The sequence below is a fragment of the Streptomyces sp. NPDC052016 genome (assembly GCF_044548445.1).
GTDB lineage: Bacteria > Actinomycetota > Actinomycetes > Streptomycetales > Streptomycetaceae > Streptomyces.
Window position 1 is genome coordinate 100,713 of record NZ_JBIUBX010000019.1, and the last position, 15,737, is coordinate 116,449.

Consider the following 15,737-nt stretch of genomic DNA (forward strand, 5'->3'; position numbering starts at 1 on the left):
GATCACGTGATTGCAACAGTCCTCGTCGCCAACCGGGGCGAGATCGCCTGCCGCATCTTCCGCACCTGCCGGGCGTTGGGTGTCCGGACGGTCGCCGTGCACTCGGACGCCGACGAGAGCGCCCTCCACGCGCGCGTGGCAGACACGGCGGTACGGCTGCCGGGAGCGGCGCCCGCCGACACGTACCTGCGTGCCGACCTGATCGTGAAGGCGGCCGTGACGGCGGGCGCGGACGCCGTGCACCCGGGGTACGGCTTCCTCTCCGAGAACGCCGACTTCGCGCGCGCCGTCCTGGACGCGGGCCTGGTGTGGATCGGCCCGCCCCCGGACGCCATCGAGGCGATGGCCTCCAAGACGCGCGCCAAGCAGCTCATGGGGCTCGCGCCGCTGCGCGAGGACGAGCTGACCGAGGCCGACCTGCCGGTGCTGGTGAAGGCGGCCGCGGGCGGCGGCGGGCGCGGAATGCGCGTCGTGCGCCGCCTGGAGGAGCTGAGCGCCGCGATGGAGGGCGCCCGCGCCGAGGCCGCGAGCGCCTTCGGCGACGGGGAGGTCTTCGTCGAGCCCTACGTCGAGAACGGGCGCCACGTGGAGGTGCAGGTGCTCGCCGACACCCACGGCACGGTGTGGGCGCTCGGCACCCGTGACTGCTCCCTCCAGCGCCGCCACCAGAAGGTGATCGAGGAGGCGCCGGCGCCCGCGCTCCCCGGGGACCTCACGGAGGAGGTGTGCGCGCTGGCCGTGCGCGCCGCACGCGCCGTCGACTACGTCGGCGCCGGAACCGTCGAGTTCCTCGTCGCCGACGGCAGGGCCCACTTCCTGGAGATGAACACCCGCCTCCAGGTCGAGCACCCCGTCACGGAAGCCGTGTTCGGCCTCGACCTGGTCGCGGAGCAGATCCGGATCGCCGAGGGCCACGCCCTCGGCGACGAGCCCCCGCGCGCACGGGGCCACGCGATCGAGGCCCGCCTCTACGCGGAGGACCCGGCGAACGACTGGACCCCGCAGACCGGGACCCTCCACCGCCTGACCGTCCCGGAAGGCGTCCGCCTGGACACCGGCTACGGCGACGGCGACGAGGTCGGCGTCCACTACGACCCCCTGCTCGCCAAGGTCGTCGCGCACGCCCCGACCCGCGCGGAAGCCCTCCGCAGACTGGCGGGCGCACTGGAGCGGGCCACGGTCCACGGCCCCGTGACCAACCGCGACCTCCTGGTCCGGTCCCTGCGCCACGAGGAGTTCACCTCCGCCCGCATGACCACCGGCTTCTACGACCGCCACCTCGCCTCCCTCACCGCACCGGCCCCCGACCCGTACGCCCCCCTGGCGGCGGCCCTCGCGGAGGCACACGGCCGCTCCCGCTTCGGCGGCTGGCGCAACCTGCCGTCGCAGCCGCAGACGAAGCGGTACGAGATGGCGGGGGAGGAGCACGAGGTCCGCTACCACCACACGCGCACCGGGCCCGCCGCCGACGGAGTCCGGGTCGTGCACGCCGACGCGGGTCTCGTGGTCCTGGAGGCGGACGGCGTCCGGCGCAGGTACGAGGTGGCGGGCTACGGCGACCGGGTCCACGTCAACGGCACGACGCTCACGGCCCTGCCCCGTTTCCCCGCCCCGGCCGCCGAGCGCGCCCCGGGCTCCCTGCTGGCTCCCATGCCCGGCACGGTCGTCAAGATCGCGGACGGTCTCCTCACCGGATCGAGTGTCCAGGCGGGCGAACCGATCGTCTGGCTCGAAGCGATGAAGATGCAGCACGCCATCTCGGCCCCGGTGACGGGGACGGTGACGGAACTGCCGGTGACGGAAGGACAGCAGGTGCAGGTCGGCACCCTGCTGGCGGTGGTGCAAGCGACGTAAGGGCGCGGGACCGCATCGGCATGCGGCTCCGCCGCGTGCGCGCGACCGGCCACGACGAACCCGCACACGAAGGAGCCACATTGACCACCCTCATCGAATCCGAAGAGCACAAGGCCCTCCGCAAGGCGGTCTCGTCCTTCGCCGGGAGCCACCACGACGTGGGCAACAGGGCCCTCTGGCGGGAGGCGGCCAGGCTCGGCTACATCGGCGTCAACCTGCCGGAGGCGTACGGCGGCGGAGGCGGCGGCATCACCGAGCTCTCCCTGGTCCTCGAGGAGCTGGGCGCCGCGGGCAACCCCCTCCTGATGATGATCGTCTCCCCGGCGATCTGCGGCACGGTGATCGCCCGCTTCGGCACGGAGGCCCAGAAGCGGGAGTGGCTCCCCGCGCTGGCGGACGGCTCCCGCCTGATGGCCTTCGGCATCACGGAGCCCGACGCCGGCTCCAACAGTCACCGCATCACCACCACCGCCCGCCGCGACGGCGCCGACTGGCTCCTCACCGGCCGCAAGGTCTTCGTCTCCGGCGTCGACATCGCCGACGCGACACTGATCGTCGGCCGCACCGAGGACGCCCGCACCGGCCGCCTCAAGCCCTGCCTGTTCATCGTCCCGCGCGACGCGGAAGGGTTCTCGCGGCGCCGCATCGAGATGGAACTGCACGGCGAGGAGAAGCAGTTCGAGCTGGTCCTGGAGGACGTGCGGCTCCCCGCGGACGCGCTCGTCGGGGATGAGGACGCCGGCCTCCTCCAGCTCTTCGCCGGCCTGAACCCCGAGCGCATCATGACGGCCGCCTTCGCGATCGGCATGGGCCGGCACGCCCTCGCGAAAGCCGTCGAATACGCTCGCGACCGCACCGTCTGGAAGACCCCCATCGGCGCCCACCAGGCCATCGCCCACCCCCTCGCACAGGCGCACATCGACCTCGAACTGGCCCGCCTGATGATGCAGAAGGCGGCCCACCTGTACGACGCGGGCGACGACGCCGGCGCGGGCGAGGCCGCCAACATGGCGAAGTACGCGGCCGGGGAGGCCTGCGTGAAGGCCGTCGACCAGGCCGTGCACACCCTCGGCGGAAACGGCCTCACCCGCGAGTTCGGTCTCGCCCGGCTGATAACGGCGGCGCGCGTGGCTCGTATTGCCCCGGTGAGCCGGGAGATGATTCTCAACTACGTCTCCCACCAGACCCTGGGCCTGCCCAAGTCGTACTGAACGGCACCCGGTCGTGCCCGTGGCGCGAGGAGGAACCATGTTCCGCAGCGAGTACGCAGACGTCCCGCCCGTAGAACTCCCCATCCACGACGCTGTGCTGGGCCGCGCCGCGGAGTTCGGCGACCAGCCGGCCCTCGTCGACGGCACCGACGGAACCACCCTCACCTACGAACAGCTGGACCGGTTCCACCGCCGGATCGCCGCCGCCCTCGCCGAGGCCGGCCTCCGCAAGGGCGACGTCCTCGCCCTGCACAGCCCCAACACCATCGCCTTCCCGACCGCTTTCTACGCCGCCACGCGCGCGGGAGCCACCGTCACCACCGTGCACCCGCTCGCCACGCCCGAGGAGTTCGCCAAGCAGCTCGGCGACTCGGCCGCCCGTTGGATCGTCACCGTCTCGCCCCTGCTGGAGACCGCCCGCCGCGCCGCCGAACTCGCGGGCGGCATCCAGGAGATCCTGGTCTGCGACAGCGCCCCCGGCCACCGCTCCCTGATCGACATGCTCGCCTCGGCCGCCCCCGAGCCGGACATCACCATCGACGCCGCCGAGGACGTCGCGGCCCTGCCGTACTCCTCCGGCACCACCGGCATGCCCAAGGGCGTGATGCTCACGCACCGGCAGATCGCCACCAACCTCGCCCAGCTCGAACCGGCGATCCCGGCCGGCCCCGGCGACCGCATCCTCGCCGTGCTGCCCTTCTTCCACATCTACGGCCTCACCGCTCTGATGAACGCGCCCCTGCGCAAGGGGGCCACCGTCGTCGTCCTGCCCCGCTTCGACCTGGAGACGTTCCTCGCCGCCATCCAGACCCACCGCATCACCGGCCTGTACGTCGCCCCGCCGATCGTCCTCGCCCTCGCCAAGCACCCGGCCGTCGCCCAGTACGACCTCTCCTCCCTCCAGTACGTCATCAGCGCCGCCGCGCCCCTCGACGCCGACCTCGCCGCCGCCTGCTCCCGGCGCCTGAACCTGCCCCCCGTCGGCCAGGCCTACGGCATGACGGAACTGTCCCCGGGCACCCACGTCGTCCCCCTCGACGCCATGCGCGACGCCCCCGCCGGCACCGTCGGCAAACTCATCGCCGGCACCGAGATGCGCATCGTCTCCCTCGACGACCCCGGCAGGGACCTCGGCGTCGGCGAACCGGGCGAGATCCTCATCCGGGGCCCGCAGATCATGAAGGGCTACCTGAACCGCCCCGACGCCACCGCCGGCATGATCGACACCGAGGGCTGGCTGCACACCGGCGACATCGGCCGCGTCGACGAGGACGGCTGGCTCTTCGTCGTCGACCGCGTCAAGGAACTCATCAAGTACAAGGGCTTCCAGGTCGCCCCCGCGGAGCTGGAAGCCCTGCTCCTCACCCACCCCGGCATAGCGGACGCCGCCGTCATCGGCGTCTACAACGACGACGGCAACGAAGTCCCCCACGCCTACGTCGTCCGCCAGCCCACCGCCCCCGACCTCTCCGAAGGAGAGATCGCCATGTTCGTCGCCGAACGGGTCGCCCCCTACAAACGCGTCCGCCACGTCACCTTCATCGACGCCGTACCGAGGGCGGTCTCGGGCAAGATCCTGCGCCGCCGCCTCAGGGAGACCACGTGACATCGATCGGCCGCGCCCACGCGCGGGGCGTCGAGACACTCAGCCTCGACGCCACCGGCACCCGCAACGCCCTGTCGGCGGCCCTCGTCGGCGAGCTCGCCGACGCCCTCACCGACTGCGCCGAGGATCCCGGCGTCCGCGCGGCCGTCCTCACCCATACCGGCACCACCTTCTGCGCGGGCGCCGACCTGCGCGACCCGCCCGACCCGGACGCCTTCGTCGGCCTGCTGCGGCAGATCGTCGAGCTGCCCAAGCCGGTCGTCGCCCGCGTCACCGGCCACGTCCGCGCGGGCGGCCTGGGCCTCCTGGCCGCCTGCGACATCACGGCCGCCTCCACCGAGTCGACCTTCGCGTTCACGGAGGTGCGCATAGGGGTGGCGCCGGCGGTGATCTCCCTGCCGCTGTTGCCCCGCACCGACCCCCGCGCCCTGTCCCGCTACTACCTCACCGGTGAGCGCTTCGACGCCCCCGAGGCCGCCCGCATCGGCCTGCTCACCGCGACCGGCGACGACGTCGACGCCGTGCTCGCCCCCGTCCTCGACGGACTGCGCAGGTCCGCCCCCCAGGGCCTGGCCGAGACGAAACGGCTGCTCACGACTAGGGTGCTGGAGACATTCGACCGGGAGGCGGCCGACCTCACCGCGCTCTCGGCCCGGCTGTTCTCCTCCCCGCAGGCCCGCGAGGGGATGACGGCCTTCCTCGAACGACGGGATCCCGCATGGGTGCTGTGACCTCGGTCGACCGTGTCCCGGGCGACCGCGCCCCCAAACAGGACCGCAGCCGGGCCACCCGGCAGCGGCTCCTGGAAGCCGCCGTGGCCTGCCTCGCCGAACACGGCTGGGCGGGCTCCACGGTCTCCGTCGTCGCCGAACGCGCGGGCGTCTCCCGCGGCGCCGCCCAGCACCACTTCCCCACCCGCGAGGACCTCTTCACCGCGGCCGTCGAGTACGTCGCCGAGGAACGCTCCCTCGCCCTGCGCGCCCTCTTCCCCGAAGGCGCCGCGGACGACCGGCGCGCCGTCGTCTCCGCCCTCGTCGACCTCTACACCGGCCCGCTGTTCCGCGCCGCACTCCACCTCTGGGTCGCCGCCTCCAACGAGGAGCAGCTCCGCCCCCGCGTCACCGAACTCGAGGCCCGCGTCGGCCGCGAGACCCACCGCATAGCCGTCGACCTCCTCGGCGCCGACGAGTCCCGCCCCGGCGTCCGCGAGACCGTCCAGGGCCTGCTGGACATGGCCCGCGGCCTGGGCCTGGCCAACCTCCTCACGGACGACGCGGGGCGCCGCGAGCGGGTGGTGGCGCAGTGGGCGGACCTGCTGGACGAGACGCTGGGCTAAGGGCGTCGCCGGCCGGGCCGCGGGCGTTGTCAGTGGCGGGCTCTACGGTGCGGCCATGGGAGACACCTACCAGACGATCGTCGACCGCGACGCGAGCCCCCAGGACGCGGCACGCCTCGCGCGGCCCGTGGTGGACTGGCTCGTCGCCGAGGGCATCGTCCTCGCCGAGGCGAAGCCCGGCTGGGCGCTGGGAGACCATCCGGCCCACCCGCCCGGCCCGAACTGGCGGAAGGCCGTCACCGACGCCCGCTGGGGATCGCCGGAAGGCCTCGCCGTGTACACCGAACGCCACGTCTTCTACGGCACCTACTCCATCACGCCCGACTCGACGGCGACCTGCCCGCGCTGCGGTACGGCCGCCGATCCCTGTGACGAGGCCTGGTCGTCGCGTCTGTCCATGGCGACCGACGCCTGGTACGAGACGGGCATCGCCGACGTCGCCTGCACGGCCTGCGCCGAGACGGTCCCCCTCCCCGCCTGGAACTGGACCGACGACCACCTGGCCTTCGTCCACCTCGGCTTCGAGTTCTGGAACTGGCCCTGGCTCAGCGACGGGTTCCGCGCCCGGGTGGCGGAACTCCTGCCGGGGCACCGCACCGGATTCCTCTCGGGAAAAATCTGACCCGCCCCGGGGCGTGCGCCTCACGGGCTGAGCCGCTCCACCCGCCAGCTCCCGTCCGCCTCCGCCACGTACCGCAGCCGGTCGTGCAGCCGGTTCTCCCGCCCCTGCCAGAACTCCACCACCTCCGGCGCCACCCGGAAGCCGCCCCAGTGCGGCGGGACCGGCACCTGCTCGCCCTCCGGGTAGCGGGCCTCCAGCTCGGCGTAGGACGCGTCGAGACCCACGCGGCTCGGGATGACCGACGACTGCCTGCTGGCCCACGCGCCCAGCTGCGAGCCGTGCGGCCGGCTCCGGAAGTACGCGGCCGTCTCGTCCCGCCCGGTCCGCCGGGCCACCCCCTGCACGATGACCTGCCGGGCCATCGGATGCCACGGGAAGAGCAGGGAGACGTAAGGATTCTCCGCGAGGTCGCGGGCCTTGCGGGAGTCGTAGTTGGTGTAGAAGACGAAGCCCCGCTGGTCGAAGTGCTTGAGCAGCACCGTACGGGAGCTGGGCCGGCCCTCGGCGTCCGCCGTGGAGACCACCATGGCGTTCGGCTCGAACAGGTGGGCCTCGGCCGCGGCCTGCCTGAACCAGCGCGCGAACTGCTCGACGGGCGTCGCGGCCAGGTCGGACTCGGCGAGACCCTCGGCCCGGTAGTGCTTGCGCATGGAGGCGGGATCGGGAGATGCGGCGTCTGCGGCGTTCACGCGGTCATCTTGCCGTATGGAACATCACCCACCGGAAGCCCTCCCGTCGCATCCCACCCCCCGCGGATGGCACTCAGTGCCGCAAGGACTCCCCAAAGGTGACACTCGGGGATATGGTGCTGATGCCGTCCCGGTCGGATGACCGCCGACCGGGCGGGGCATCACAGGGGTGACCGCCCAGGACCGCGAGTCCCGCACGGACCGCGGAACCACCGGCGCCACCCCTCGCACAGCTTGTCGAAACATCTGTCGCACACACCTCGAGGAGCCGCCTGATGTCCGACTTCGTACCCGGGCTCGAAGGAGTCGTCGCGTTCGAGACGGAGATCGCCGAACCGGACAAGGAGGGCGGCGCACTCCGGTACCGGGGCGTCGACATCGAGGACCTGGTCGGCCACGTCTCCTTCGGCAACGTCTGGGGCCTGCTCGTCGACGGCGCCTTCAACCCCGGCCTGCCGCCCGCCGAACCCTTCCCCATCCCCGTCCACTCCGGCGACATCCGCGTCGACGTCCAGTCCGCCCTCGCCATGCTGGCGCCCGTCTGGGGCCTGAAACCGCTCCTCGACATCGATGCCGAACAGGCCCGCGAGGACCTCGCCCGCGCCGCCGTCATGGCCCTCTCCTACGTCGCCCAGTCCGCCCGCGGACAAGGCCGCCCCATGGTCCCCCAGCGCGAGATCGACAAGGCTCAGTCCGTCGTCGAACGCTTCATGATCCGCTGGCGCGGCGAACCCGACCCCAAGCACGTGGCAGCCGTCGACGCCTACTGGACCAGCGCCGCCGAACACGGCATGAACGCCTCCACCTTCACCGCCCGCGTGATCGCCTCCACCGGCGCCGACGTGGCCGCCGCCCTCTCCGGCGCCGTGGGAGCCATGTCCGGGCCGCTCCACGGCGGCGCCCCCTCCCGCGTCCTCGGCATGATCGAGGAGATCGAACGCACCGGCGACGCCGAGGCCTACGTCAAGCAGGCCCTCGACCGCGGCGAACGCCTGATGGGCTTCGGCCACCGCGTCTACCGCGCCGAGGACCCCCGCGCCCGCGTCCTGCGCCGTACGGCCCGCGACCTCGGCGCCCCCCGCTTCGAGGTCGCCGAAGCCCTGGAGAAGGCCGCCCTGGCGGAACTCCACGCCCGCCGCCCGGACCGCGTCCTCGCCACGAACGTCGAGTTCTGGGCGGCCATCGTCCTGGACTTCGCCGAGGTCCCGGCGCACATGTTCACGTCCATGTTCACCTGCGCGCGCACGGCCGGCTGGTCCGCCCACATCCTCGAGCAGAAGCGCACCGGCCGCCTCGTCCGCCCCTCCGCCCGCTACATCGGCCCGGGCCCCCGCGACCCCCGTGCCATCCCGGGCCACGAGGACATCGCACGCTAGGCGACGCCGACGGTGGTCACGCGGGGCTGAGCAGCTCCGCGTGATGCCGTCGAGCCACCAGCGGATGCGCCCGCAGCTTGCCCTTCAGCTCGTTGAACCCGTACTCCGCGAACAGCGGATTCCCCGGATCGTCGGTCACACCCGGCGCCACGGAGGCGTGCGGGAAGGGCAGCGGCTCCACACGCGCGTCCAGCCGCGGGTTGTAGAAGAACGGGACGGAGAACCGCTCGACGGCGCTCGGCGGCGAGACGACCCGGTGGTTCGTGGCGAGCAGATACCCGTTCGTCGCCACCTCCAGCAGCTCCCCGAGATTGACCACGAAGGCACCGGGCAGCGGCGGCACATCGTGGAACAGCCCGTCCTCCCGCTGCACCTGAAGCCCACCCACCCGGTCCTGGAGCAGCAGGGTCAGGAACCCGTAGTCCTTGTGCGCCCCGACCCCCTGACCGGCACCGTCCCCCGCACTCCCCGGATACCGCACCAGCTTCAGATGCGGATGCGCCCGCTCCCCGAAGACCGGGTCGTAGAAGCCGGCGGGCGCCCCGATCGAGGCGAGCAGCTCGTGCAACAGCTTCTCGGCCACCCCACTGAGCCGCTCGATCCACCCCAGCGCGGCCGCCCGCAGCTCGGGCAGCCGTTCGGGCCACTGGTTGGGCCCTTGCAGCCACCAGTACGCGGGTTCACCGGGCCCCGGCACCGGGGCCGGTCGCTCCGCCCCGATGTCGAGCTGATCCCGCCAGTCCTGCCGCCCGCCGGTGCGCTCGTCACCGGTCCTGGTGTAGCCGCGGAAGTGCGGCGAGTTCACGTTGTCGATCGCGAGCCGCTCGGCCTCCGGCAGGGCGAAGAACCTCCGCATGGCCGACAGCAGTTCCTCGGTCTCCCGCTCGGTGACTCCGTGCCCCACGAGCTGGAAGAACCCCACGTCATGGGCCGCGCTGTGCAACCGCGCGTGCAACAGGGCGCGGGCGTCCGGCCCCTGGTCGGCGGCGGAGAGATCGATGATCGGCAGCTGCTGGTACGACGTTTTCGTCATGATGCGTCCGTAGGGTGTACGGGTCCCGCGCGAGCGCCATGGGTGGGCGGGCGCACGGGTGCCGGGTGGGCGAAAAGGGGGAAAGCGCGCGGGCGGTCCGACGGGACCGCGCGGGAAAGGCCGGACAGCTCAGACGGAGCGTCGACAGCCCATGCTCGTGACGCGGACGTAGTCCACGTGGCGGCGTCGAACGAGCGAAAGCATGGCCTCAGCGTACTGCGCGACAGGAAATCCGTACGTGACGCGGATCACGCACCGCACGATGTGCGGCGACCGGAACGAACTGCCGAACCCCGGAAACGCAGACGACCCGCGAGTCTGGTCCTCCAGAGGAGGGGGCCGGCCGGACGTACCGGCGACTCGCGGGTCGGGTGACTGCGTTGGATTGGCCGGCTGCGTGCGTCTCGCACACGCTGGTCCGGCGCCGAACCGAGTTTGACGACGGGCCGCTAGCCCGCAGTCACCTCTTCCGTCCGGTATTCATACATCTGCCGAACCACCTCCCTTCCGAAGTGCTAACCACCCTAAGAAACGGTTCGCCGTTCGCTCAACTGTTTTTCCGAGATGTTGACCGCCCCGGCTCGGGGTCACATGTCGTCGACTTCTCGTTCGGGCAGGAAGAGTATTCGTAGGCGTCGGCGGCGGCGTTCATGGCGGTGACTGTGTCAGGCGGGTCCGGCATCGGGGCGTGTGACCGTGGTCAGCAGGTGCTTGACCAGGGGATTCGCGTCCCCCGTCCGCCATGCCGCCGCCACCGTCGTGCGGGCCGTCGGCGGCGCGATCGGGCGGTGGGCGACGCCCTCCAGGCCGATGCGGCGGATTCCCGCGGGGGCCAGGGAGACGCCTAGGCCGGCTTCCACCAGGGCGCAGACCGTCACCCATTCCACGGCCTCCTGGGTCACGTGCGGAGTGAAGCCGGCGGTGGCGCAGAGGGCGGTGATGCGGTCGTGGAGGCCGGGGCCGGCCTCGCGGGGGAGGAGGACGAAGGGGGCGTCCCTGAGGTCCGCGAGACGCACGGTCGGATGGGCGGTCAGGCGGTGGGCGGCCGGGAGGACCGCGACGAAGGGTTCGGTCAGGAGGGTCGTGAAGGACAGGCCGGGGTCGTGGGACGGCGGTTCGCGGAGGAGGCCCACGTCGATGGTGCCGTCGCGCAGGGCGGCGAGTTGGGGCGCGGTCGTCATCTCCCGGAGGTCGAGGTGGACGTCGGGGAAGCGGTCGCGGTGGGTGCGCAGGAGGCCCGGCAGGACGGTGAGCGCGAGGGAGGCGGCGAAGGCGACGCGGAGGCGGCCGGCGCGGCCGTCGCCGGCGGCGCGGGCCGCGGCCAGTCCGTCGGCGAGGCCGGTGAGGGCGCGGCGGGCGGCGGGCAGGAGTCCGCGTCCGGCGGGGGTGAGCGCGACCGCGCCGGGGGCGCGGGTGAACAGGGGGTGGCCGACCTTGTCCTCCAGGCGCCGGATCTGCTGGCTCAGGGGCGGCTGGGCGATGCCGAGGCGGGCGGCGGCCCGACCGAAGTGGAGTTCCTCGGCCAGGACGACGAAGGCGTGCAGCTGGGCGAGGGGGAGTTCGGGACGCTCCATATCTCCAGAGGTATCACAGGCCATACGAATGCGTATTGGACGTATTACTGCCGCTCACCTAGCGTTCCGGCCATGAGCGAGCGACGCGCCATTCTCAGCGGCTCCGTGTTCGAGGAGCAGATCGGCTACGCCCGGGCCGTCGTCGACGGTGACTGGGTGCACGTGTCGGGGACGACGGGCTACGACTACGCGACGATGACCATTTCGGACGACGTGGTCGAGCAGGCCGAGCAGTGTCTGCGCAACGTCGGTGCCGCCCTCGCGGAAGCGGGGTGCGGCTTCGGTGACGTCGTGCGGGTGCGTTATCTGCTGCCGGACCGGGCCGACTTCGAGCCCTGCTGGCCGGTGCTGCGCCGCTGCTTCGGTGAGGTGCGGCCCGCGGCGACGATGATGGTGTGCGGGCTGGCCGACCCCCGGATGAGATTCGAGATCGAGGTGTACGCACGGCGTCCGCGAACGCGTTGACGCGCGCCTGGGGGCACGCTTGCCTGCTCCCATGACTGATCTCCGTATCGAGCCCGTCGCCGGCGAGGCGATGCTCGAGCAGTGGCGCCACGTCCACAACGCGATCGTGCCGCCGGCCGCCATGTCCCTCGACGAGGTACGAACGCGTGCGGCGCGGTACCACCTGGAGAACGCCTACGCCGGTGACGTCCTGGTCGGCTGTTCGACCGTGCGGCCGCCGGAGGGTGAGGAGGCGGTCGCGACGGTCATCGCGCGCGTGCTGCCCGAGTTCCGCCGTCGCGGTCACGGCGCCGCGCTGTACGACCGCGGTCTCACGCACGCGCGCGTGCTCGGTGCCCGGGTCGTCGAGACGTGTGTGCTGGCCGTGAACGAGGACGGACTGCGGTTCGCGGCGGCGCGCGGGTTCGTGGAGACCGAGCGGTACGTGCTGGACGGCGAGAGCGATCTCTGGGTCGACCTGCGGCTGACCGGCACGTGACGTGCCCGGCCTGCGGCGCAACGATTCGTCTGCAATCTTGCGGGAACCATATGTGGGCTGCGTCACGTTCAAGTTGAATGAGGGCAAGTGAGCGAACCTGCAGGGGGTCCAGGTGAGTGCTTCCCGGCGTAGTGGGACCACCGACGAGTTGGGGCCCGAGGAGCCCGAGCGGGCCGGGCCGGTCGGCCCGGACGGCTCGGATCTGCTCGCCGCGCTGCTCGACGGGATGGACGCGGCCCTGTGCGCGTTCGACGCGGACGGGGTCGTCACCCACTGGAACCGGGAGGCCGAGCGCATCCTCGGCTGGACCGCGGAGGAGGCCGTGGGCCGCCGTGGCTTCACGGGGTGGGCGGTGCGCGAGGCGGACGCCGAGGAGGTCGAGGGCCGTCTGATGTCCGCGACGCGGGCGCCCGGCCGGCAGGTACACGAGTTCGCCCTGGTGACGAAGGACGGCGGGCGGGTCCTCGTGCGCACCCAGTCCGCCGCGGTCCGCGGCCCGGACGGCGAACCGGCCGGCCTGTACTGCGCGTTCAGCGAGGTGCACGCCCAGATCGATCTGGAGCGTTCCATCGCGCTCAGCGAGGCGCTGTTCGAGGACGCGTCCTGGGGCGTCGTCCTCGTCGACGCCGACCTGCGCCCCGCCGTGGTCAACGCGCACGCCGCCCGGGCGCTCGGCACGGGCCGTACGGCGGTCCTGGGCCGTCCGCTGGGCGAGCTGCTCACGCGCGGTGTGGAGGAGCTGGAGAACGCGCTGACGCATGTCCTCGCCGAGGGCGCGCCGCCCGCGCCCGCCGAGATGTGGGTGGGGGTGCGCACCCCGGAGGGCGAGCGACGGCGCTGCTGGCGGAGCGGGTTCCTGCGGCTGGCCTCGCCGCTGGCCGAGGAACCGGTGCCGTTGGGGGTCGGCTGGCTCTTCCAGGACGTCACGGAGGCCAAGCAGAGCGAGCAGGAGGCCGCTTCGCTGCGCTTCCGCGCCAATCAGCTGCACCGTGCCTCCCGTGCGGCCGCCGAGTGCGAGGACCCGGCGGAGGCGGCCACGGTCCACCTGGACTTCGCGCTCGCCGGCTTCGCCGATCACGCGGTGATCGACCGCGTCGCGGGCGTTCCGGCGGCCGACGGCGACTCCGTGGCGCCGCCCCGGCTGGTGCGGGTGGCGGCGACGCCCTCGGGTGGGCCCGGCCCGAGCGCGCTGAGCGGCCACGCGGGTCTGCCCGTGCGCTACGCCGAGGGGCATCCGGCCCTGCAGTGCGTGACCCGCGCCGGCTCGGTGCGCGCGTCGGCCGGGAGCGTGGCGCCGGACCGTTCCCGTGAGTGGGCACGCGCGCGTCAGTGGCCCGAGGACACCGTGCACGCCCTGTGCGCCGTGCTGCGCAGCCGGGGCCGCACCCTGGGCGTCGTGACATTTCTGCGCGGCTCGGCGCGCGCCTCGTTCGAGCGGTCCGACGCGACGTACGCCGAGGACGTCGCCGTGCGCATAGCGACGGCGCTGGACCTGGCCGGGGTGGTCGGGCGCGGCGAGGACGCCTGAGCGGGGCCTGTGCCCGTGTGGGGCCCGTGCCCGTGTGGGTCAGCGCCGGTAGAAGATCCGGTCCCCGTACTCGTCCATGATCCGTCCGTTCCACTCGTGTCCGCCGTCCACGTTGCCGGAGCGCAGCAGGGGCGGCTCGATGCCGCGGTCGGCGAGGGCGGCGGCCGCGGTGGCCATGACGGCCTGGAGCAGGGCGGTGGTGACGACCGTGGAGGCCGGCGCGAAGGGCACGGGGACGGTGTCGAGGGTCAGTTCGGCGTCGCCCACGGCGATCTTGGAGTCGAGGACCACGTCGCAGTGGTCCTTCAGGAACGTCCCCGAGGCGTGCCGCGACGTGGTCTGCGTGGCGTACGCCACCGACGTCACGCCGATGACCTTCACACCGAGGGCACGTGCGTTCAGGGCCATCTCCACGGGCAGGGCGTTGCGGCCGGACAGGGAGATGATCACGAGGGCGTCGCCCGCGCGCACGGGCGAGGTGTCCAGGACGGCGGCGGCCAGGCCGTCGACGCGCTCCAGGGCGGAGCCGAGGGTGGCGGGCACGACGTCGACGCCGACGACGCCGGGGACGGCGAGCAGGTTCATCAGGGCCAGGCCGCCGGCCCGGTAGACGACGTCCTGCGCGGCCAGCGAGGAGTGGCCCGCGCCGAAGGCGAAGAGGCGGCCGCCGGAGGCCACGGTGTCGGCGAGGATGCCGCCCGCGGCCTCGATGGCCCGGGCCTCCTCGTCGCGGACCCGGTGCAGCAGGCCGATCGCGGCGTCGAAGAACTGGGCGGCGGGCGTGCGGTCGCTCATCCGAAGGGCCCCTCTGCCGTGTCCGGTGTCCGTGTCGGGATCACGGTGCGGTCTGGACCAGAGCCCTGTCAACACGGCACGACGCAACCCACACGCGGGCACCCGCCGACGGCCCCGGGCACCCGCCGGCGGCCCCGGGCACCCGCCGGCGGCCCTGGGCGGACGCTCGCCACCGCCCTCACCTGGGCCGGCCCTCGCCCGAGCAAGCCGCCGGACGGCCGCCGGAGGCCGCCCCGGCTCTCGCCGGGTCTCCTCGGCGAGGCCTTGATCGAGGCCTAGGTCCTCGCCGTAACCGTTCGGTTTCGACGGCGCGGCACGCTTGTCAGTGGTATCCGGCAGAATTGAAGACAGGGCCAGCGCACGCGCCGGAGAGCCGTCGAGCCTTCGGCACACTCATCGAGGGGCACGTATGTCCGGACTGATCGACACCACGGAGATGTATCTCCGCACCATCCTCGAGCTGGAGGAGGAAGGTGTGGTCCCCATGCGTGCCCGGATCGCCGAGCGGCTCGACCAGAGCGGGCCGACGGTCAGCCAGACGGTGGCGCGCATGGAGCGGGACGGCCTGGTCTCCGTGGCCAGCGACCGGCACCTGGAGCTGACGGACGAGGGTCGCCGGCTGGCGACGCGCGTGATGCGCAAGCACCGCCTCGCCGAGTGTCTTCTCGTCGACGTGATCGGCCTGGAGTGGGAGCAGGTGCACGCCGAGGCCTGCCGCTGGGAGCACGTGATGAGCGAGGCCGTCGAGCGCCGCGTGCTCGAGCTGCTGCGGCACCCGACCGAGTCGCCGTACGGCAACCCGATCCCGGGCCTGGAGGAGCTGGGCGAGAAGGACGGCGCCGACCCGTTCCTGGACGAGGGCATGGTCTCGCTCGCCGACCTCGACCCGGGGCTGGAGGGCAAGACGGTCGTCGTCCGCAGGATCGGTGAGCCGATCCAGACCGACGCGCAGCTGATGTACACGCTGCGCCGCGCCGGCGTGCAGCCCGGTTCCGTGGTGAGCGTCACGGAGTCGGCCGGGGGTGTGCTGGTGGGCAGCGGCGGTGAGGCGGCCGAACTGGAGTCGGACGTCGCCTCGCACGTCTTCGTCGCCAAGCGCTGAGCCGCTGCTCCGCGGCGGATCGAGACAGGCCGAAGGCGGTTCAAGGTCGGTTCGAGGCCGGTTCGCGG

The 15,737-nt window shown here is 72.7% G+C and carries 15 protein-coding genes; 11 read left to right on the forward strand and 4 right to left on the reverse strand.

The window, feature by feature from the left end; translation table 11 throughout:
• Positions 1–6: 6 nt before the first annotated feature.
• From ACIHAR_RS23910 to ACIHAR_RS23935, 6 genes are all read left to right on the forward strand, one after another.
• Positions 7–1,854: a biotin carboxylase N-terminal domain-containing protein gene (locus tag ACIHAR_RS23910; RefSeq protein ID WP_400021652.1), complete on the forward strand. Its 1,848-nt coding sequence runs from the start codon at positions 7–9 to the stop codon at positions 1,852–1,854.
• A gap of 80 nt (positions 1,855–1,934) precedes the next feature.
• Positions 1,935–3,065 (forward strand): acyl-CoA dehydrogenase family protein, encoded by a 1,131-nt coding sequence (locus ACIHAR_RS23915; RefSeq protein ID WP_400021654.1) that lies wholly within the window; start codon positions 1,935–1,937, stop codon positions 3,063–3,065.
• A gap of 37 nt (positions 3,066–3,102) precedes the next feature.
• Positions 3,103–4,671, forward strand: coding sequence for a 4-coumarate--CoA ligase family protein (locus ACIHAR_RS23920; RefSeq protein WP_400021656.1), 1,569 nt, complete (start codon positions 3,103–3,105; stop codon positions 4,669–4,671).
• Complete coding sequence (locus ACIHAR_RS23925) at positions 4,668–5,402, forward strand: enoyl-CoA hydratase family protein (protein WP_400021658.1); 735 nt, start codon at positions 4,668–4,670, stop codon at positions 5,400–5,402. Before ACIHAR_RS23920 ends, ACIHAR_RS23925 begins: the two co-directional genes overlap by 4 nt.
• The gene (locus ACIHAR_RS23930; RefSeq protein WP_365459803.1) at positions 5,390–6,007 is read left to right on the forward strand and encodes a TetR/AcrR family transcriptional regulator; all 618 of its coding nucleotides are present in this window, start codon (positions 5,390–5,392) and stop codon (positions 6,005–6,007) included. Before ACIHAR_RS23925 ends, ACIHAR_RS23930 begins: the two co-directional genes overlap by 13 nt.
• A gap of 55 nt (positions 6,008–6,062) precedes the next feature.
• Complete coding sequence (locus tag ACIHAR_RS23935; RefSeq protein WP_400021660.1) at positions 6,063–6,629, forward strand: hypothetical protein; 567 nt, start codon at positions 6,063–6,065, stop codon at positions 6,627–6,629.
• 20 nt (positions 6,630–6,649) lie between these two features.
• On the opposite strand, the gene pdxH is transcribed toward ACIHAR_RS23935, so the two are convergent.
• On the reverse strand, positions 6,650–7,279 hold the full coding sequence (gene pdxH / locus ACIHAR_RS23940) for a pyridoxamine 5'-phosphate oxidase (RefSeq protein WP_365460087.1): 630 nt from the start codon (positions 7,277–7,279) through the stop codon (positions 6,650–6,652).
• Positions 7,280–7,593: 314 nt separating this feature from the next.
• Here pdxH and ACIHAR_RS23945 point away from each other — a divergent pair, with 314 nt between their 5' ends.
• Complete coding sequence (locus tag ACIHAR_RS23945) at positions 7,594–8,694, forward strand: citrate synthase 2 (protein ID WP_365459797.1); 1,101 nt, start codon at positions 7,594–7,596, stop codon at positions 8,692–8,694.
• A gap of 16 nt (positions 8,695–8,710) precedes the next feature.
• Here ACIHAR_RS23945 and ACIHAR_RS23950 read toward each other — a convergent pair whose 3' ends face one another.
• Entirely contained in the window at positions 8,711–9,727 is a 1,017-nt protein-coding gene (locus ACIHAR_RS23950; protein ID WP_400021662.1) for an isopenicillin N synthase family dioxygenase, read from the reverse strand.
• 665 nt (positions 9,728–10,392) lie between these two features.
• Positions 10,393–11,301, reverse strand: a complete 909-nt coding sequence (locus ACIHAR_RS23955; protein WP_400021664.1) for a LysR family transcriptional regulator — start codon at positions 11,299–11,301, stop codon at positions 10,393–10,395.
• A 72-nt stretch (positions 11,302–11,373) separates the two neighbouring features.
• Here ACIHAR_RS23955 and ACIHAR_RS23960 point away from each other — a divergent pair, with 72 nt between their 5' ends.
• The 3 genes from ACIHAR_RS23960 (at position 11,374) to ACIHAR_RS23970 (ending at position 13,772) form a co-directional block, all read left to right on the forward strand.
• The gene (locus ACIHAR_RS23960; protein ID WP_365459785.1) at positions 11,374–11,766 is read left to right on the forward strand and encodes a RidA family protein; all 393 of its coding nucleotides are present in this window, start codon (positions 11,374–11,376) and stop codon (positions 11,764–11,766) included.
• A 31-nt stretch (positions 11,767–11,797) separates the two neighbouring features.
• Complete coding sequence (locus ACIHAR_RS23965; RefSeq protein WP_365459782.1) at positions 11,798–12,244, forward strand: GNAT family N-acetyltransferase; 447 nt, start codon at positions 11,798–11,800, stop codon at positions 12,242–12,244.
• Positions 12,245–12,356: 112 nt separating this feature from the next.
• The gene (locus tag ACIHAR_RS23970) at positions 12,357–13,772 is read left to right on the forward strand and encodes a PAS domain-containing protein (RefSeq protein WP_400021667.1); all 1,416 of its coding nucleotides are present in this window, start codon (positions 12,357–12,359) and stop codon (positions 13,770–13,772) included.
• Positions 13,773–13,811: 39 nt separating this feature from the next.
• Here the strand turns inward: ACIHAR_RS23970 and ACIHAR_RS23975 are convergent, their stop codons facing one another.
• A complete protein-coding gene (locus ACIHAR_RS23975) occupies positions 13,812–14,567 on the reverse strand; it encodes an SIS domain-containing protein (protein ID WP_400021669.1) in 756 nt (251 codons plus the stop codon).
• 409 nt (positions 14,568–14,976) lie between these two features.
• Between ACIHAR_RS23975 and ACIHAR_RS23980 the strand changes: the two genes are divergently transcribed.
• Positions 14,977–15,669, forward strand: coding sequence for a metal-dependent transcriptional regulator (locus ACIHAR_RS23980; RefSeq protein WP_020130217.1), 693 nt, complete (start codon positions 14,977–14,979; stop codon positions 15,667–15,669).
• The last annotated feature ends 68 nt before the right edge of the window (positions 15,670–15,737 follow it).